This window comes from Clostridium rhizosphaerae (genome assembly GCF_016765585.1).
GTDB classification, from domain to species: Bacteria; Bacillota; Clostridia; order Clostridiales; family Clostridiaceae; genus Clostridium_AT; species Clostridium_AT rhizosphaerae.
In genome coordinates this window covers 605,623-623,137 of record NZ_JAESWC010000002.1, presented here as the reverse complement: position 1 = coordinate 623,137, position 17,515 = coordinate 605,623, and the positions used below count along the sequence as shown (strand labels likewise).

Annotated in this window: 15 protein-coding genes; all 15 read left to right on the top strand. The window is 34.1% G+C overall.

Annotated features, from left to right (window positions below; translation table 11 throughout):
* Positions 1-89 precede the first annotated feature (89 nt).
* The 15 genes from JK636_RS06205 (at position 90) to tpiA (ending at position 17,514) form a co-directional block, all read left to right on the top strand.
* Positions 90-422, top strand: a complete 333-nt coding sequence (locus JK636_RS06205) for a thioredoxin family protein (RefSeq protein ID WP_202747948.1) — start codon at positions 90-92, stop codon at positions 420-422.
* Between the two features lie 86 nt (positions 423-508).
* The gene (locus tag JK636_RS06200) at positions 509-1,795 is read left to right on the top strand and encodes a glycine/sarcosine/betaine reductase component B subunit (RefSeq protein WP_202747947.1); all 1,287 of its coding nucleotides are present in this window, start codon (positions 509-511) and stop codon (positions 1,793-1,795) included.
* 74 nt (positions 1,796-1,869) lie between these two features.
* Positions 1,870-2,334: a glycine/sarcosine/betaine reductase complex selenoprotein A gene (gene grdA / locus JK636_RS06195; RefSeq protein WP_202747946.1), complete on the top strand. Its 465-nt coding sequence runs from the start codon at positions 1,870-1,872 to the stop codon at positions 2,332-2,334.
* A gap of 28 nt (positions 2,335-2,362) precedes the next feature.
* Positions 2,363-3,670, top strand: a complete 1,308-nt coding sequence (grdB, locus tag JK636_RS06190) for a glycine reductase complex selenoprotein B (RefSeq protein ID WP_202747945.1) — start codon at positions 2,363-2,365, stop codon at positions 3,668-3,670.
* A gap of 97 nt (positions 3,671-3,767) precedes the next feature.
* Positions 3,768-5,312, top strand: coding sequence for a glycine/sarcosine/betaine reductase complex component C subunit beta (gene grdC / locus JK636_RS06185; protein ID WP_202747944.1), 1,545 nt, complete (start codon positions 3,768-3,770; stop codon positions 5,310-5,312).
* A gap of 74 nt (positions 5,313-5,386) precedes the next feature.
* Positions 5,387-6,547, top strand: coding sequence for a glycine/sarcosine/betaine reductase complex component C subunit alpha (gene grdD / locus JK636_RS06180; RefSeq protein WP_202747943.1), 1,161 nt, complete (start codon positions 5,387-5,389; stop codon positions 6,545-6,547).
* Between the two features lie 322 nt (positions 6,548-6,869).
* Entirely contained in the window at positions 6,870-7,967 is a 1,098-nt protein-coding gene (locus JK636_RS06175; RefSeq protein WP_202747942.1) for a BMP family lipoprotein, read from the top strand.
* 65 nt (positions 7,968-8,032) lie between these two features.
* Positions 8,033-9,562, top strand: coding sequence for an ABC transporter ATP-binding protein (locus JK636_RS06170; protein ID WP_202747941.1), 1,530 nt, complete (start codon positions 8,033-8,035; stop codon positions 9,560-9,562).
* A 3-nt stretch (positions 9,563-9,565) separates the two neighbouring features.
* Positions 9,566-10,648 (top strand): ABC transporter permease, encoded by a 1,083-nt coding sequence (locus JK636_RS06165; RefSeq protein ID WP_202747940.1) that lies wholly within the window; start codon positions 9,566-9,568, stop codon positions 10,646-10,648.
* The gene (locus JK636_RS06160) at positions 10,641-11,573 is read left to right on the top strand and encodes an ABC transporter permease (protein ID WP_202747939.1); all 933 of its coding nucleotides are present in this window, start codon (positions 10,641-10,643) and stop codon (positions 11,571-11,573) included. The genes JK636_RS06165 and JK636_RS06160 overlap by 8 nt, the downstream gene beginning before the upstream one ends.
* Before the next feature lie 97 nt (positions 11,574-11,670).
* Entirely contained in the window at positions 11,671-13,038 is a 1,368-nt protein-coding gene (gene rpoN, locus JK636_RS06155) for an RNA polymerase factor sigma-54 (protein WP_202748766.1), read from the top strand.
* A gap of 126 nt (positions 13,039-13,164) precedes the next feature.
* The gene (locus tag JK636_RS06150) at positions 13,165-14,199 is read left to right on the top strand and encodes a sugar-binding transcriptional regulator (protein ID WP_202747938.1); all 1,035 of its coding nucleotides are present in this window, start codon (positions 13,165-13,167) and stop codon (positions 14,197-14,199) included.
* Between the two features lie 73 nt (positions 14,200-14,272).
* Positions 14,273-15,289, top strand: coding sequence for a type I glyceraldehyde-3-phosphate dehydrogenase (gene gap / locus JK636_RS06145; RefSeq protein WP_202747937.1), 1,017 nt, complete (start codon positions 14,273-14,275; stop codon positions 15,287-15,289).
* 127 nt (positions 15,290-15,416) lie between these two features.
* A complete protein-coding gene (locus JK636_RS06140) occupies positions 15,417-16,607 on the top strand; it encodes a phosphoglycerate kinase (protein ID WP_202747936.1) in 1,191 nt (396 codons plus the stop codon).
* Positions 16,608-16,767: 160 nt separating this feature from the next.
* Positions 16,768-17,514, top strand: a complete 747-nt coding sequence (gene tpiA / locus JK636_RS06135; protein ID WP_202747935.1) for a triose-phosphate isomerase — start codon at positions 16,768-16,770, stop codon at positions 17,512-17,514.
* Position 17,515: the final 1 nt, after the last annotated feature.

The following is a 17,515-nucleotide window of genomic DNA, read 5'->3' as shown; positions in this document are numbered from 1 at the left end:
TTTAACTTCTTATCTAGTTAAATAGATAAGAAGTTAAATAGAAATATTCTTATATAAAATAATTCAACTAATAAAAGGAGGAACTTCAAATGTTAGAACTAAACAAGGATAATTTTGATGCTGAGGTTACAAACTATACTGAAAAACCTGTATTTGTAGATTTCTGGGGAGACAAGTGCGAGATCTGCATAGAACTTATGCCAGGCGTGCATGAACTAGAACATAAATATGCAGACAAAATAAAATTTGCAAGCTTAAATACTTCAAGTGCTAGAAGACTTGCGATTTCTCAAAAGGTACTAGGACTTCCAACTATGATAATTTACAAAAATGGAGAAAGAGCTCATATAGCTACTCCAGACAGACTAAAAACTTTAGCTGATGTAGAAAGCTTTATTAAGGAAGTTTATGATACTCTTTAATTTTTATTACTAAGTGGTAGTTAGGACTATCTTACAAAAGATATCAGTCTTAAATATAAATTTTAAAATATAGGGAGGTGACCGCTTTGCGTCTAGAACTTGGAAAAATTTATATAAAGGATATACAGTTTGGACCAGAAACAAAGGTTGAGAGTGGAGTTCTTTATGTAAACAAAGAAGAGTTATTAAAGGAAGTTGGTGGAGATGAAAGATTAAAGTCCATCAATTTTGATTTAGCAAAGCCTGGTGAGGAAACTAGAATAATTCCTGTAAAAGATGTTATTGAGCCTAGAGTTAAAGTTGAAGGAAAAGGTGGTATTTTCCCTGGCTTCATAAGCAAGGTTGATACTGTTGGTTCTGGAAGAACTCATGTGCTTAAAGGAGCTGCTGTTGTTACTACTGGTAAGATAGTTGGTTTCCAGGAAGGTATAATAGACATGAGTGGAGAAGGTGCTAGATACACACCATTTTCAAAGACTAACAACCTGGTTATTATATGCGAGCCAAAAGACACCGTACTTCAGCATGAACATGAAGAAGCTGTAAGAATGGTAGGCTTTAAGGCTGCAACGTACCTTGGAAAAGCTGGAAAAAATGTTGAACCAGACGAAATAAAGGTTTTTGAAACAAAACCTATTTTAGAGCAGGTTAAAGAATATCCAGAACTTCCAAAAGTAGTTTATGTCTATATGCTTCAAACACAAGGACTTTTACATGATACTTATGTTTATGGAGTAGATGCTAAGAAGATAATACCTACTTACATTTATCCAACAGAAGTATTTGATGGAGCTATCGTTAGCGGAAACTGTGTTTCAGCCTGCGATAAGAATCCAACTTATGTTCACTTAAATCAGCCAATAATTGAAGACCTTTATGAAAGACATGGTAAGGACTACAATTTCTTGGGCTGTATAATAACAAACGAAAACGTTTATCTTGCTGACAAACAAAGATCTTCTGATATGACAGCTAAGCTTGTAGAATTTTTAGGAGCTGATGCAGTTATAATTTCAGAAGAAGGCTTTGGAAATCCTGATGCGGATTTAGTAATGAACTGCAACAAGATAACAGAAAAAGGAATAAAGACAGTTTTAGTTACTGATGAATATGCAGGAAGAGACGGAAGCTCTCAATCGCTTGCAGACTCAACTCCAAAGGGAGATGCAGTAGTAACAGGTGGAAATGCTAACGAAGTAGTTACACTTCCAGCAATGAAAAAAGTTATAGGACACCCAGAAGCTGCTAACATAATTGCAGGTGGATATGTAGGAAGTTTAAGAGAAGATGGTTCAATTAACGCTGAAATTCAGGTTATAACTGGAGCAACTTCAGAAGTAGGCTTCAACTATTTAACTGCAAAGGGCTTCTAGAATTAAAAATATATAAAACAATACAATACACCGAAAGATTATATAATTTATTAATTTTTGAAAGGAAGGATATTATGTTAAAGGGTAAAAAAGTAATTGCCATTGGCGATAGAGACGGAATCCCAGGACCAGCTATAGAAGAGTGCGCTAAATCCGCTGGTGCTGAAGTTGTATTTGCATCAACAGAATGCTTCGTTTGAACAGCTGCAGGTGCTATGGATCTGGAGATCCAACAAAGAGTTAAAGACCTTACTGAAAAGCATGGTGCTGAAAATGTAGTTGTTATCATAGGTGGAGCTGAAGCTGAAGCTTCCGGTCTTTCCGCTGAAACAGTTGCAGCAGGAGATCCTACTTATGCTGGCCCACTTGCTGGAATAGCTTTAGGATTAGGAGTTTATCACGTTGTTGAGCCTGAAGTTAAGGATGAATTTGACGCAGCTGTTTATGATGAGCAATGCGGAATGATGGAAATGGTTCTTGATGTAGATGCTATTATAAGTGAAGTTAAAACTGTAAGAGAACAATATTCTAAATTTTAATAAAATACTCCGAGAGGGGGGAGCACACTTGATACGTGTCGTTCACTATATTAATCAATTTTACGCTGGAATAGGCGGAGAAGAAAAGGCTGATATAAAACCAGAAATCAGAGAAGGTTTCATAGGACCTGGTATGGGGCTTAATGGTTTATTAAAGGCAAAAGGTGCAGAAATAGTTGCTACAGTTATTTGCGGAGACTCTTATTTTAATGAGAACATGACTGAAGCAAAAGCTGAAGTTATAGAAATGATAAAGAAGTATAATCCAGACTTGTTTATAGCAGGACCTGCTTTCAACGCTGGAAGATACGGAGTTGCTTGTGGTGCTATAGCTACAGAAGTAGAAGAAAAGCTTAATATTCCTGTAATAAGCGGTATGTATATCGAAAATCCAGGTGCTGATATGTATAAGAAACAGTTATATATAGTTTCTACTAAAAACAGCGCTGTAGGTATGAGAGACGCTCTTCCTAAAATAGCAAACCTTGCATTAAAGCTAGCTAACAAGGAAGAAATAGGATCTCCTGAAACTGAAGGTTATATTGAAAGAGGTATCAGAAAGAACTTTTTTGCAGAAGAGAGAGGTTCAAAGAGAGCTGTAGATATGCTTGTTAAAAAGATAAAGGGTGAAGCATTTACTACAGAATTTAAAATGCCTGTATTTGATAGAGTAGAACCAAATCCACCAATTGCTGATATAACAAAAGCTAAAGTGGCAATAGTTACATCAGGTGGAACTGTTCCAAAGGGAAATCCAGACCATATTGAATCCTCAAGTGCATCAAAGTTTGGAAAGTATGATATAGAAGGAGTTATGGATTTAACTTCTGAAACATATGAAACTGCACACGGAGGATACGATCCAACTTATGCTAATGCAGATAACGACAGAGTTATACCAGTAGACGTATTAAGAGAATTCGAGAAGGAAGGCAAAATAGGCTCACTTCATAGATACTTCTACAGTACAGTTGGAAATGGTACTGCAGTTGCTTCCTCAAAGAAATTTGGCGAAGAGATTGCTAGACAATTAATTGCAGATGGAGTTCAGGCAGTTATACTAACCTCCACCTGAGGAACTTGTACTCGTTGCGGTGCAACGCTTGTTAAAGAAATTGAAAGAGCAGGACTTCCTGTTGTTCATATGTGTACAGTAGTTCCGATATCCTTAACTGTTGGAGCTAACAGGATAGTTCCTACAGTAGCTATACCACATCCTCTTGGAAATCCAAACCTTGACAAGAAGGATGAATATGAGCTAAGAAAGAAACTAGTTACTAAGGCTTTAAGAGCTTTAGAAACTCCAGTAGATGGACAGAAGGTATTTGAAGATTAATTAATTATAGCTTATTAAATGGAGAAATGGAGAAATTAATGCAAAAACTTCTCCATATCTCCATTTTTAATTTAATGATATAAGGGAGGATTATTAAATGAGTTTTCCAGTAATAAAAAAAGCATCCTATGTTTTAGTTAATACACCTGATATGATAATTCACAATGGTACTACTCAAACATTAGAAAGAGAGACTAATCCAGATTCAGATTATTTAAAACAGATAAAAGATCATTTAAGAAGCTTTGAAGATGTGGTTTCATATGCACCTAACCAAACTTATATAGGAAATTTAACTCCTGAAGAATTAGCACTTAGAAAAAGACCTTGGCACAGCGAAGCTTTAGAAGGTGCACAAAGATATGGCAAGTTTGGTGAAATAATGCCGCAGGATGAATTCTATGGTTTAATAAAAATATCAGACGTATTTGATCTTGTGAAATTAGAAAAAAGTTTTACTGCTTCTGTTAAAGAAAAATTTATGAAACATCCTGTGTTAAATTCTAAGGCAGATGCTTTAGGAGAGGGAGAAGAAATAGTTGATATTGAAAAGATGGTTGAGTCTCATGTAGCAGAAGGACTTTATGAAAATGGAAATCTTGTGGGCTGTGTAAGACGTGCTCATGAACATGATAAAAATTTATCTTCACATATAATGGTTGAAAATTTGGCTGTTAAGGCATCAGGAGTTCTTGCTCTTATGCATTTAGTTAAAGAGCTTGATGTCGATGTAAATAGCATTGAATATATAATAGAATGCTCTGAAGAAGCAATTGGAGATATGAATCAAAGAGGCGGCGGTAATATAGCTAAGGCTATAGGTGAAATTGCAGGACTTAGAGGAGCAACAGGCTCTGATATGAGAGGTTTTTGTGCAGGTCCAACTCATGCAATTATAACAGCGGCATCTCTTGTTAAGTCAGGCATATATAAAAATGTTGTAGTTGTTGCAGGCGGCGCTACTGCTAAACTCGGCATGAACGGAAGAGACCATGTTAAGAAAAACCTTCCTATATTAGAAGATTGCTTAGGAGGATTTGCTCTTTTAATTTCAGAAAATGATGGTATAAATCCAGTTTTAAGAACAGATATAATTGGTAGACATACTATTGGGCATGGAGCATCGCCTCAAGCTGTATTAGAAGCTTTAGTTCTTGAACCACTAGAAAAAGCAGGATTAAAAATAACCGATGTCAATAAGTTTGCCCCAGAAATGCAGACACCAGATATAACTGAACCAGCAGGAGCTGGAGATGTTCCAACTCAAAACTATAAGATGATAGGAGCTCTTGCTGTAAAAAAAGGGCAAATAGATAGAAAAGACTTGCCAGGCTTTGTAACTGAACATGGATATCCAGGTTTTGCTCCAACTCAGGGACACATCCCTTCAGGAGTTCCAATAATTGGCCATGGAAGAGAATATATGTTAAATGATAAAATGGATAATTTCATGATAATAGGAAAAGGAAGCTTATTCCTTGGAAGAATGACCAATCTATTTGATGGTGTTTCAATTGTTGTTGAAAAAAATAACGGAAATAAAGAAGACAGCAGCGAAAACACAGGAATCTCTAAAGAGGAAGTTAAAGCTATGGTTGCAGATGCTATGAAGGATTTTGCAGCATATATTCTTAATAAGTAAATTAAGAAGTGTCTTTGATAATATCGTAGTGCTTCATAATAGATAAAAGACTATTAGAAGATAGGAGGATAATAATGGATAATATTCAGGCTAATAAAATGATAGCTGAAGTTTTTAATGAAATAGCAGACGGAATAAAATCCGGAAGCTTTGGAAAAAAAGTTAAAATCGGTCTCACTATATTAGGCTCAGAGCATGGAATAGAAGAGATGGTAAAGGCAGCCGAAATGGCACAGAAAAAGTTTAATGATTTTGATATAGTATTAATTGGTCCTAAAAACTCTTCTAGTATAAACACAGTTGAAGCTAATACTCCAGAAGAAGGACATCAAATTATGGTTAAACTTCTTGAAAGTGGGGAAATACAAGGGTGTGTTACACAGCACTTTGATTTTCCTATAGGAGTTTCAACAGTTGGAAAAGTAGTAACCCCTGGAAGAGGCAAAGAAATGTTTATAGCTACAACAACAGGTACTTCATCAACTAACAGAGTTGCCGGCATGGTTATAAATGCTATTTCAGGAATAGCAACTGCAAAGGCCAATGGCATAGAAAATCCTAAAGTGGGTATATTAAACTTAGACGGTGCGAGGAAAGTAGAAAGAATACTTAATGAATTAAAAGATAATGGGTATGAATTTGATTATGCAGATTCCTTAAGAGCTGATGGAGGAGCTGTTATGAGAGGAAATGATCTCTTAGCAGGAACGCCAGATGTTATGGTGTGTGATTCTCTCACAGGAAATCTTCTAATTAAAATATTTTCTTCATTTACTACTGGTGGTGATTATGAAACAGCAGGTGCAGGCTATGGACCAGGTATTGGAGAAAATTATAATAAGCTTATAAACATTGTCTCAAGAGCATCTGGTGCACCTCTTATTTCCGAGGCATTAAGGTATTGTGCTGTTTCTGCTAAAAATAATGTCCTAAAAACCGCAAAGATAGAATTTGAAAAAGCAAATAAAGCTGGATTAAAAGATATAATTGCTAAAAACACAATTGATAAAGCTCCTGAGCAAGCTGAAGAGGTAAAAATACCACCTAAAAAAGTTGTTACAGCAGACATAACAGGAATAGATATTCTTGAACTGGAAAATGCATGCAAAACATTATGGAAATCAGAAATATATTCGGAAAGCGGTATGGGTTGTACAGGGCCTATTGTTCTTGTTAATACCGATGACTTAAATTCCGCGAGAACAATACTTAAAAATTCTGGATTTTTAAGTTGATTTTAAGCTGTGCTTGAGATAAAAAAATCAAGCACAGTTCAAAATTTATATTATTTTCGAGATTATGCATTGATTTTATATAAAAAATGAAGTATATTATTAAATGGACATGCTAAAATGTAATAATAAACAATAATTTATAGAATAATATGTATAGCTTTACAATATAATTTAGTATGCTCGTACATAATTAATATTTTATAACGTATATGTAAAATTTTTTTAAACAATTTTACATAAAAAGAAGGAATTTAAATTATTTTATAGAATAGTTTAAATATATGTCTTATTTATTATTTAAATTAATGGGAGGGAACTATTAATGAAAAAGAAAAGAATTCTATCAATGCTAGCAGCTGCTGCAGTAATTACAACTTTATTTGCAGGCTGCGGAGCAAAAGAAAATCCGGCACCTTCAACTGGTGGAGATAGTAAACCAGCTACAAAAGTAAAAGTTGGTTTAGTTACTGACCAAGGCGGAGTTAATGATGGTTCATTCAATCAATCTGCTAGAGAAGGTATAGAAAAAGCTGCTAAGGAATTAAGCATTGAAGCACTTAATCCAATTGAATCAAAACAACAAGATGCTTATGAGCCAAATCTTAAGACAATGTCAAGCACAGCTGATTTAACAGTTGGATGCGGATTTATGATGCAGCAGGCAATAGACAATGTATCAAAACAAGCAACAGACAAGAAATTCTTGTTAGTTGATGCTGTTGTTGCAAATCCAAATATATTATCAGTTACTTTTAAAGAGCATGAAGGTTCATTCTTAGCTGGTGTTGCAGCTGCTAAGACTACAAAAACTGGTAAGATTGGATTTATAGGTGGAAAAGAAGGAGACGTTATTAATAGATTTGAATCTGGTTTCGTTGCTGGTGTAGCTTCAGTTAATAAAGATATGGCAAAAGCATTAATGCCAAAAGATGATAAAACTCCAGGACCAAACGCTATTTATGTTGACTCTTTTGATGACCAAGGAAAAGGATATGAAGCTGCAAAAACACTTTACAACAGCGGAGTAGATGTTATATTCCACGCAGCTGGCGGTGTAGGACTAGGAGTATTTAAAGCTGCTAAAGAAATGAATAAGTATGCTATCGGTGTTGACTCAGACCAAGCTGTTACTGCACCTGGATATAAAGATCAAATTCTTTTCTCAATGGAAAAGAAGGTTGGTGTTGCAGCTTATAACACTATAAAAGATTTACAAGCTGGTAAATTTGATGGTGGAAAGCATATTGAGTTAGGAATTAAAGAGGATGCTGTAGGATTAGCTCCAACAATAAATCCAGTAGTTCCTAAAGAAGCAACAGACTTAGCAAATAAAGCAAAAGACATGATAAAAGCTGGAACAATAGTAGTTCCAGGAACAAGAGCAGACCTACTTAAATTTACACCAGTAGAAATTAAATAAGTTTAAAGCAATTGGCTAGATGTTAAAGCATCTAGCCTATTTAGTCAAAAGGAAGGAGATAAGGCATGGACAAAGTTTTGGAGCTAAAAGGTATTAAAAAGATATTCCCTGGAGTAATAGCAAACGACGATGTTAATTTTGACCTAAATAAAGGAGAAATCCATGTTCTTCTTGGAGAAAATGGTGCAGGTAAAACAACTCTAATGAATATTGTTTATGGTCTTTATCAACAAGAAGCTGGAGATATTTTTATTAAGGGTCAAAAGGTTAATGTTAAAAATCCTAAGGATGCAATAAAACTTGGTATAGGTATGGTTCATCAGCATTTTATGCTTGTACATAATTTCACTGTAGCACAAAATATGATTCTTGGACACGAAACAAGAAAAGGATTAAACTTAGATATAGATAAGGCTGTTAAGGACACTAAAGCACTCTCTGAGCAGTATGGATTTAATATTGATCCTAATGCAATAATTGAGGATATGACAGTCGGTCAGCAGCAAAAGGTTGAAATATTAAAAGCTCTTTACAGAGGTGCAGAGATTTTAATATTAGATGAGCCAACTGCAGTTTTAACACCACAGGAAATTGAAGATCTAGGTGTAATACTAAGAAACTTAGTTAAACAAGGAAAATCTATAATACTTATTACTCACAAGTTAAAAGAAGTTATGAGTTTAAGCGACAGAGTAACTATTATAAGAAGGGGTAAAGTAATTGATATAGTTAATACTAAGGATACAAATATAGATGAGCTTGCAGAAATGATGGTAGGTAGAAAAGTAAATTTAGTAGTAACTAAAAAGGAAGCTAAGTTTGGCAGTGCTGCTCTTAAAATTGAGAACTTGAATGTACTTGATCATAGAGGACTTCCAGCAGTTAAAAACGTAAACTTGGAAGTTAGAAAAGGCGAAATTCTTGCAATAGCAGGAGTTGATGGTAATGGACAAACGGAACTTGTAGAGGCTATAGCAGGTCTTAGAAAATCTTCAAGTGGAAGAATAGAACTTAATAATAAAGATATTACAGGAAAATCACCAAAGGATGCAATAGAAGCTGGACTTGGACATATTCCTGAGGACAGACATAAAAGAGGTTTGATATTAAAATATTCTTTGGCTGAAAATTCTATACTAGGTATACATTATAAAGAGCCATTTGCTAAAGGAATCATAATGAATTATAACAAGGTAAAAGATCATGCTAGAAAACTAATAGCAAATTATGATGTAAGAACTCCAAATGAAGATGTAGCTGCTTCAGCATTGTCTGGAGGTAATCAGCAAAAAATGATAGTTGCTAGAGAAATTGAGAAAGACCCTGAACTTATAATTGCAGCTCAACCTACAAGAGGCTTGGATGTTGGTGCAATCGAATACATTCATAAAAGATTAGTAGAAGAAAGAGACAACGGCAGAGCTGTGTTACTGGTTTCTTTAGAACTTGATGAAGTTCTTTCACTTGCAGATAGAATTGCAGTAATATACGATGGAGAAATAGTTGACATTTTAGATGCTAAAGAGGCAACCGAGCAAAAACTTGGTATTCTTATGGCTGGAGGAACTTTAAACAAGGGAAGCAAGGAGGTATAAATAATGAATTCCAAAAAAAATAGCAATGGATTTACAAATTCTTTAAAAGCGTTGTTGATATCCTTACTTTCCGTAGTAGTAGGGCTGTTCATATCTATATTTTTTGTAATGTGGGCTAAAAAATCTGGCTTCTTTTCTTCTGCCAGCCTATTGTTTACATCAATTTGGAAGGGAAGCTTTGGAGAAAAACGTCAACTTATAGAAACATTAGTTTTTGCTACACCTCTTATATTTACAGGCCTGGCACATGCTGTAGCATTTAAAACAGGATTATTTAATATAGGTGTTGAAGGACAATTTATAATAGGTATGCTTGTAGCTTCTTTATTAGGACTTATACCTGGAATTCCAGGACCAATTCATATAGTCATAATTATACTAGGCGGAATTGTGGGCGGAGCTATATGGGCAGGTATACCGGGATATCTTAAAGCAAAGCTTGGAACTAATGAAGTTGTTAATACTATAATGATGAATTTTATAGCTATGCATTTATCAAATTATTTTACTATGGGACCATTCCATAAACAAAGTAGTGCAAGTACAGAATTAATTCAAAAAAGTGCAAACTTAACACGTTTTTTAGGGGTTAATTATAGACTTAACACTGGTATTTTCATAGCATTGATATTGGTGGTTGTTGTATATATTTTACTATGGAAAACTACGATTGGGTATGAAATTCGTGCGGTTGGTTTAAGTGCCACTGCTGCTGAGTACGGCGGAATAAGCATGAAGAAGAATATTATTTTGGCTATGGCTATTTCTGGAGCTATAGCAGGTTTAGGTGGTGCAGTACACATTGCAGGAGTTCAGCATCAATCTATTCAGTTGTTTGGATTCCCTAATTATGGATTTGATGGTATAGCTGTTGCTCTAGTTGCAAAGAGCAATCCTATAGGCGTTATTTTCTCAGCAATTTTATTTGGTGCTCTTAATTTAAGCTCAGGTATGTTAATGCTTTACGGAATACCAAAAACTATATCAACTTTAATTCAAGGTGTTGTAATTCTGTTTATTGCTGCGGAATATATGTTTAAATATTTTGCTGAAAAAAGAAAAAAGGAGGCTGCTTTAAATGAATAGTACAACTTTAGCTATAGTAGGATTAATTGCTGCTACACTTAGACTTGCTACGCCTCTTGTATTTACTAGCTTAGGTGGTGTGTTTTCTGAAAAATCTGGTGTTGTAAACATAGCTCTAGATGGAATTATGACGGCAGGAGCATTCTTTGCTGTTTTAGGATCATATTTAACAAAAAGCCCTCTTATTGGTATATTGTTTGGTATTTTAGGAGGAGTTTTGTTTGCAGGGATACACGCATATTTAAGTATACACTTAATGGCCGATCAGGTTATATCTGGTACTGGTATAAATGTGTTTGCTCCAGCATTAGTTAGTTTTTTAGTGTTCACTTTCTTTGGAACACCATCGCAAACAAGTAATGTTGCTTCACTGCCATATCCTTCAGCGTTCTTTGCTAAGATACCAGTTATAGGAGTCGTTTTGAAAGAATTAAATTGGTTTGTATGGCTTGCTTTTATACTTGTATTTGTATCTCATTATGTTTTATTTAAAACTCCTATAGGACTTAGAATAAGAGCAGTTGGAGAGCATCCTAAGGCAGCTGATACTTTAGGGATAAGCGTATATGGGATAAGATATATGTCAGTTATTATTTCAGGAATTTTAGGAGGGCTTGGCGGAGCTACACTTTCTATAGGTATAATGGATTTATACAGAGAAAATATGGTTAGCGGAAGAGGATTTATTGCTCTTGCTGCTATGATATTTGGTAACTGGAAGCCTAAGAATGCAATGCTTGCATGTCTTCTGTTTGGGTTTGCTCAAGCACTTGAAATATATGCAAAAACTTTTGGATGGAGAATTCCAGGAGAGTTTTTTGCTGCTTTCCCTTATCTTTTAACAATGCTTGTACTTGCAGGCTTTGTAGGAAAGACTCAAGGTCCTTTATATGACGGAGTTCCTTACAAAAAGGGTGAAAGATAAAAAATACAACCTGCCTTTGCGCAGGTTTTTATTTTTTAAAGTTATTTTATGATATAATAAAGTAAAACTAACTAAAGTGCGGTGATATTGCATGGAAATGAACTTTAATTTAAATTTAACTCAGGAACAAAAGTTAATAATGACCCAGCAAATGCAGCTATCTATTAAACTTTTACAGATGTCAAGTCAGGAACTTCGGGAACAAATTGAAAAGGAAGTACAGGAAAATCCAGTGCTTGAATATTCCGAGTCTTATTTTGACAAGGAAGAAGAAGTTAAAAATAGAGTTGATTATAAAGAATTAGTTAAATATTTAGATTTTGATAAATATGGTCAGCATCATTATGAGAGAAGCGAGGATGAAGAGGTATCTCCATTTAATTTCGTTTCGGAAAAAATGTCACTTAAAAAGTATTTATATAATCAGATTATTGACTTATATGTAAAGGGTTACCTTAAAATTGTTTGTGAATATATAATTGATAATATTGATAGCAGAGGATACTTAGACATTAGAATTGACGATATTTCAAACGAGTTAAATATTAGACAAGAATTGGCAATTGAGGCTTTGAATCTCGTTCAAAGTCTAGATCCTCCAGGTATTGCTGCAAGAGATATCAAAGAATGTTTAAAGCTTCAGTTGAAAAGAAAGAATATGCTGAGTAAAGAAATAATTGAAATAATTGACGAACATCTAGAAAATATAGCTGATAACAAGTATTCCTCTATAGCAAAAGCATTAAATATTGAAATAAAGGAAGCACAAAGGTACGGGGATATTATAAAGTCTTTAGAGCCAAAACCTTCAAGTGGTTTCTATACTGGAGATGAGGTAAGGTATATAACTCCAGATGCTTATATAAGAAAAATAGGCCAAGATTATCATATAATAATGAATGATGATTTACTGCCAAAGTTTAATATAAATGATAGATATAAAGAAATTATTAAAGAAGAAAGCAATAAGGAAGCTGTAGAATATATAAAAGACAAAATTAACAATGCACTTTTTTTAATTAAAAGTATCGAGCATAGGAAAAGCACTATATATAGGGTTTTAGAGAAAATAGTGGAGCTTCAAAAAGATTATTTTGAATACGGAGCAAACTATCTAAAGCCAATGACGCTAAAAGATATTTCTGAGAGCATAAATATGCATGAATCTACTGTAAGCAGAGCAATTAAAGATAAATTTATAAATGCAAATAGAGGAACAATAAAAATAAAAGATTTATTTACAACTGGTCTTTCCTCCAATACTGACATAGAAGATGTATCTACATCTATAATAAAGAAAGAAATAAAAGCATTAATTGATAATGAAGACAAGGGTAAGCCGCTTTCAGATCAAAACATATGCGATATATTGAATAATAAAGGAATGAATATTTCACGTAGAACAGTAGCAAAATATAGAGAGGAATTGAATATCAAATCATCCAGTAAAAGAAAAAGGTTTTAATTTGTTTACACTTTATTAACAATTTTTTTTCAAATACTAATTTAAAAAAATTAGTATTTAATTTATAATAGAAGTGGGACAAGAAATGAATGACTGGGACGCTAAGTGACCAAAGAGGTGTTGTTATTGCATGACGTTTTAAAAATTGCTCAGAAGATTGTACCCGAGTATGTAGAAATACTTCTTAAAAGATATGACATCTTAAGAACAATATACTATAATCAGCCTATAGGCAGAAGAACTTTATCTAACAACCTGGGATTGGGAGAAAGAATAGTAAGAACAGAAATAAGTTTTTTTAAAGAACAAAACTTAATTGAGATTAATACTCCCGGTATGAACGTAACAAAGGAAGGCGAAGAAATAATCAATAAGCTTAAAGATTTCGTTCATGAGCTTAAAGGACTTTCTGAAATTGAAAAATACATAAGAGAAAAACTAGGATTAAAGAACATAATTGTAGTTCCAGGAAATGTAGATGAAGATGTTACTGTTTTTACTGAACTTGGGAAAGCTGCTGCTCTATATTTAAAAGAACTTATTAAAGATAATTCTATAATTGCTATTACGGGTGGTTCAACAATAAAAGAAGTAATAGACAATATGCCGAAGGTGAACAATCTTAATAACGTTCTTGTTGTACCAGCCAGAGGAGGTATGGGAAGCAGTGTGGAAACTCAGGCTAATAGTCTAGCGGCAAGCCTTGCTAAAAAGATGGGAGCTTCATATAAGCTGCTGCATATTCCTGATAATTTAAGCAATAACGCTTTAAGTGCTATGCTTAATGAAGGTGATGTTAAAGAAATTGTTAAAAATATAATGATTTCAAACATACTTATCTATGGCATAGGCAGAGCAGACAAGATGGCTGAAAGAAGAGGATTGTCAACTGAAAAATTAGATGAATTAAAATTTAAAGGTGCGGTTGGCGAAGCTTTTGGTTATTATTTTAATGCGGACGGTCAGATTATTTGTTCAACATCAACTATTGTAGTTGACAGTGAATCTTTAAAAAACATAGAAAATCTCATAGCTGTAGCAGCAGGAAAAAATAAAGCAGAAGCTATTATTTCTGCAGAGAAAAATCTATCAAACAGTACACTAATAACTGATGAAGGAGCTGCTAGAGAAATTATAAATATTATTAGTAAAAAAGAGTAAACTAATAATGTTAACTATTTAGTCAAATAATTATATTAAAATATATTATTTAAAAATTTTAGGAGGTACTTATATGTCAAATGTTAAAGTAGCAATCAATGGTTTTGGTAGAATAGGACGTCTTGCGTTCAGACAAATGTTTGGAGCAGAAGGTTTTGATGTCGTTGCAATCAACGATTTAACAGATCCTAAGATGTTAGCACACTTATTAAAATATGATTCATCACAAGGAAGATATGAAGGAACAGTAGAAGCTAAAGAATCTTCTATAGTTGTTAATGGAAAAGAAATTAAAATATATGCTGAAGCTGATGCTTCAAAACTTCCATGGGGAGAAATTGGAGTAGACGTAGTACTTGAATGTACTGGATTCTATGTATCAAAAGCAAAATCACAAGCACACATAAATGCAGGTGCTAAGAAAGTTGTTATTTCAGCTCCAGCTGGTAATGATCTTCCAACAGTTGTATACAATGTAAACCATGATATATTAACAGCTGATGATCATATTATTTCAGCTGCTTCATGTACAACTAACTGCTTAGCTCCAATGGCTAAAGCACTTAACGACTATGCTCCAATTCAATCCGGTATAATGTCAACAATCCATGCTTACACTGGAGACCAAATGGTATTAGATGGACCACATAGAAAAGGCGATTTCAGACGTGCTAGAGCAGCAGCTGTAAACATAGTTCCAAACTCAACAGGAGCTGCAAAAGCTATAGGATTAGTTATTCCAGAATTAAAAGGAAAATTAATCGGTTCTGCACAAAGAGTTCCAGTTGCAACTGGTTCAACAACAATTTTAGTTTCAGTTGTTAAAGGAAAAGATGTTACAGTTGAAGGAATCAACGCTGCTATGAAGGCTGCTTCAAATGAATCCTTTGGTTACACTGAAGATGAAATAGTATCTTCTGATATCGTTGGAATTAGATTCGGTTCATTATTCGATGCAACTCAAACAATGGTTTCTAAAATCGGAGAAGATTTATACCAAGTTCAAACAGTTTCATGGTATGACAACGAAAATTCATATACTAGCCAAATGGTTAGAACTATAAAGCACTTTGCTAACTTCTTAAAGTAATTTAAGTATTCGATTATAAGAATTTAAAGATTAAAAATAAGGTCTGGTTTTGTAGTTAGGGCTATAAACCCAGACCTTTATTTAGTTTTACATATAAATAAACTAAGTATATAAAGGAGATAATACTATGAAATTCAATAAAAAGACTATCGAAGATATTGAAGTAAAAGGTAAAAAAGTATTAGTAAGATGTGACTTTAATGTGCCTATGAAGGACGGAAAAATCACAGATGAAAATAGATTAAACGGAGCACTTCCAACAATAAAATATTTAATGGAACATGGCGCAAAGGTAATTCTTTGTTCTCACCTAGGCAAAGCAAAGGGCCCAGATCCAAGTTTAACTCTTGCACCAGTAGCTAAGAGATTATCTGAAATGCTTGGAAAAGAAGTAGTATTTGCTGCTGATGATGAAGTTGTTGGTGAAAATGCTAAAAATGCAGTAGCTAGTGCTAAAGATGGCGATGTAATTCTTCTTGAAAATACAAGATTTAGAAAAGAAGAAGGAAAAAATGAAGATTCTTTCTCTAAGGACTTAGCTTCTATTGCTGACGTATATGTAAATGACGCATTTGGTACTGCTCATAGAGCACATTGCTCAACAGTTGGCGTAACAAAGTTTGTTGATACAGCTGTATGTGGATATTTAATACAAAAGGAATTAAAGTTTTTAGGGGAAGCTGTTGAAAATCCAACAAAGCCTTTCTGTGCTATACTTGGTGGGGCAAAGGTTGTTGATAAAATAGCTGTTATAGAAAACCTATTAGATAAAGTTGATACTTTAATAATAGGCGGCGGTATGGCTTATACTTTCTTTAAGGCACAAGGCTATGAAATAGGAAAGTCACTCCTTGACGAAGAAAGACTTGATTATGCTAAAGAAATGATGGAAAAGGCTAAAGCTAAAGGAGTCAAATTACTACTTCCAGTAGATAATAGAATTGCTCCGGAATATGCAGATGTTGATGCTAAGATTACAGAAGACCAAAACGTTCCAGAAGGTTATATGGGACTTGATATTGGACCGAAATCAGAAAAATTATTTGCAGATGCAGTAAGAGAAGCTAAAACAGTTATATGGAATGGACCAATGGGAGTTGCTGAGTTTAAGAACTTCGCAGATGGTACAGTGGCAGTAGCTAAAGCAATGGCTGAATCAGGAGCTACTACAATAATAGGCGGAGGGGACAGCGCTGCTGCTGTTAACAACCTTGGTTTTGGAGATAAGATGACTCATATATCAACAGGTGGTGGAGCTTCACTTGAATTCCTGGAAGGAAAAGAGCTTCCTGGAATAGCTGCACTTAATGATAAATAGTAGTAGATAATAATTATCAATTAGAGTTTACAATCAAGATTTAAATGATATAATAAAAGTATAATGAAGAATTAAGAATGATGAATGAAGAATGTTGATAGAACTTTCATCCATCAATTATTCATTCTTAATTCTTCATAAAAAACAAGGAGTGTTTTTTATGAGAAAGCCAATAATTGCTGGAAACTGGAAAATGCACAAAACTATTGATGAAGCAGTTAGTTTTGTTGAAGAAATAAAGCCACTAGTTAAAGATGCAAAAGCTGAGGTTGTAGTTTGTCCTACATTTGTAGCCCTTGATGCTGTTGTTAAAGCAGCAAAAGGAACTAATATAAAAGTAGGAGCTCAAAATGTTTACTTCGAAGAAAAAGGAGCTTTTACAGGCGAAATTGCACCAAACATGCTTGAGGCAATGGGCGTAGATTATGTTATAATAGGACACAGCGAAAGAAGACAATACTTTAATGAAACTGATGAATCAGTTAACAAAAAAGTTAAAGCTGTTTTTGCTCATAATATGGTTCCAATACTTTGTGTTGGCGAATCCTTAGAAGAAAGAGAAGCCAACATAACAGAAGAAGTAATTGGAAGACAAGTAAAGCTTGATTTAGCTGGACTTACAAATGAGCAGGTTGAAAACATACTAATAGCTTACGAGCCAATCTGGGCTATTGGAACTGGCAAGACTGCTACTTCAGATCAAGCTAATGAAACTATAGCGTTTATAAGAAGCGTTGTAGCTGATGTATATGGTAAAGAAACAGCAGAAAAGACAAGAATACAATATGGCGGTTCTGTTAAGCCTTCAACTATTGCAGAGCAGATGGCTAAATCAGACATAGATGGAGCGTTAGTTGGGGGAGCTAGTTTAGTAGCAGCAGATTTCGCAGCAATAGTCAATTTTTAAG

Bases quoted from the DNA above. Each gene is read 5' to 3' on its own strand.
- JK636_RS06205 (WP_202747948.1), top strand. From the start codon at position 90: ATGTTAGAACTAAACAAGGATAATTTTGATGCTGAGGTTACAAACTAT.
- grdC (WP_202747944.1), top strand. From the start codon at position 3,768: ATGAGTTTTCCAGTAATAAAAAAAGCATCCTATGTTTTAGTTAATACA.
- grdD (WP_202747943.1), top strand. From the start codon at position 5,387: ATGGATAATATTCAGGCTAATAAAATGATAGCTGAAGTTTTTAATGAA.
- JK636_RS06175 (WP_202747942.1), top strand. From the start codon at position 6,870: ATGAAAAAGAAAAGAATTCTATCAATGCTAGCAGCTGCTGCAGTAATT.
- JK636_RS06170 (WP_202747941.1), top strand. From the start codon at position 8,033: ATGGACAAAGTTTTGGAGCTAAAAGGTATTAAAAAGATATTCCCTGGA.
- JK636_RS06165 (WP_202747940.1), top strand. From the start codon at position 9,566: ATGAATTCCAAAAAAAATAGCAATGGATTTACAAATTCTTTAAAAGCG.
- JK636_RS06160 (WP_202747939.1), top strand. From the start codon at position 10,641: ATGAATAGTACAACTTTAGCTATAGTAGGATTAATTGCTGCTACACTT.
- rpoN (WP_202748766.1), top strand. From the start codon at position 11,671: ATGAACTTTAATTTAAATTTAACTCAGGAACAAAAGTTAATAATGACC.
- gap (WP_202747937.1), top strand. From the start codon at position 14,273: ATGTCAAATGTTAAAGTAGCAATCAATGGTTTTGGTAGAATAGGACGT.
- JK636_RS06140 (WP_202747936.1), top strand. From the start codon at position 15,417: ATGAAATTCAATAAAAAGACTATCGAAGATATTGAAGTAAAAGGTAAA.
- tpiA (WP_202747935.1), top strand. From the start codon at position 16,768: ATGAGAAAGCCAATAATTGCTGGAAACTGGAAAATGCACAAAACTATT.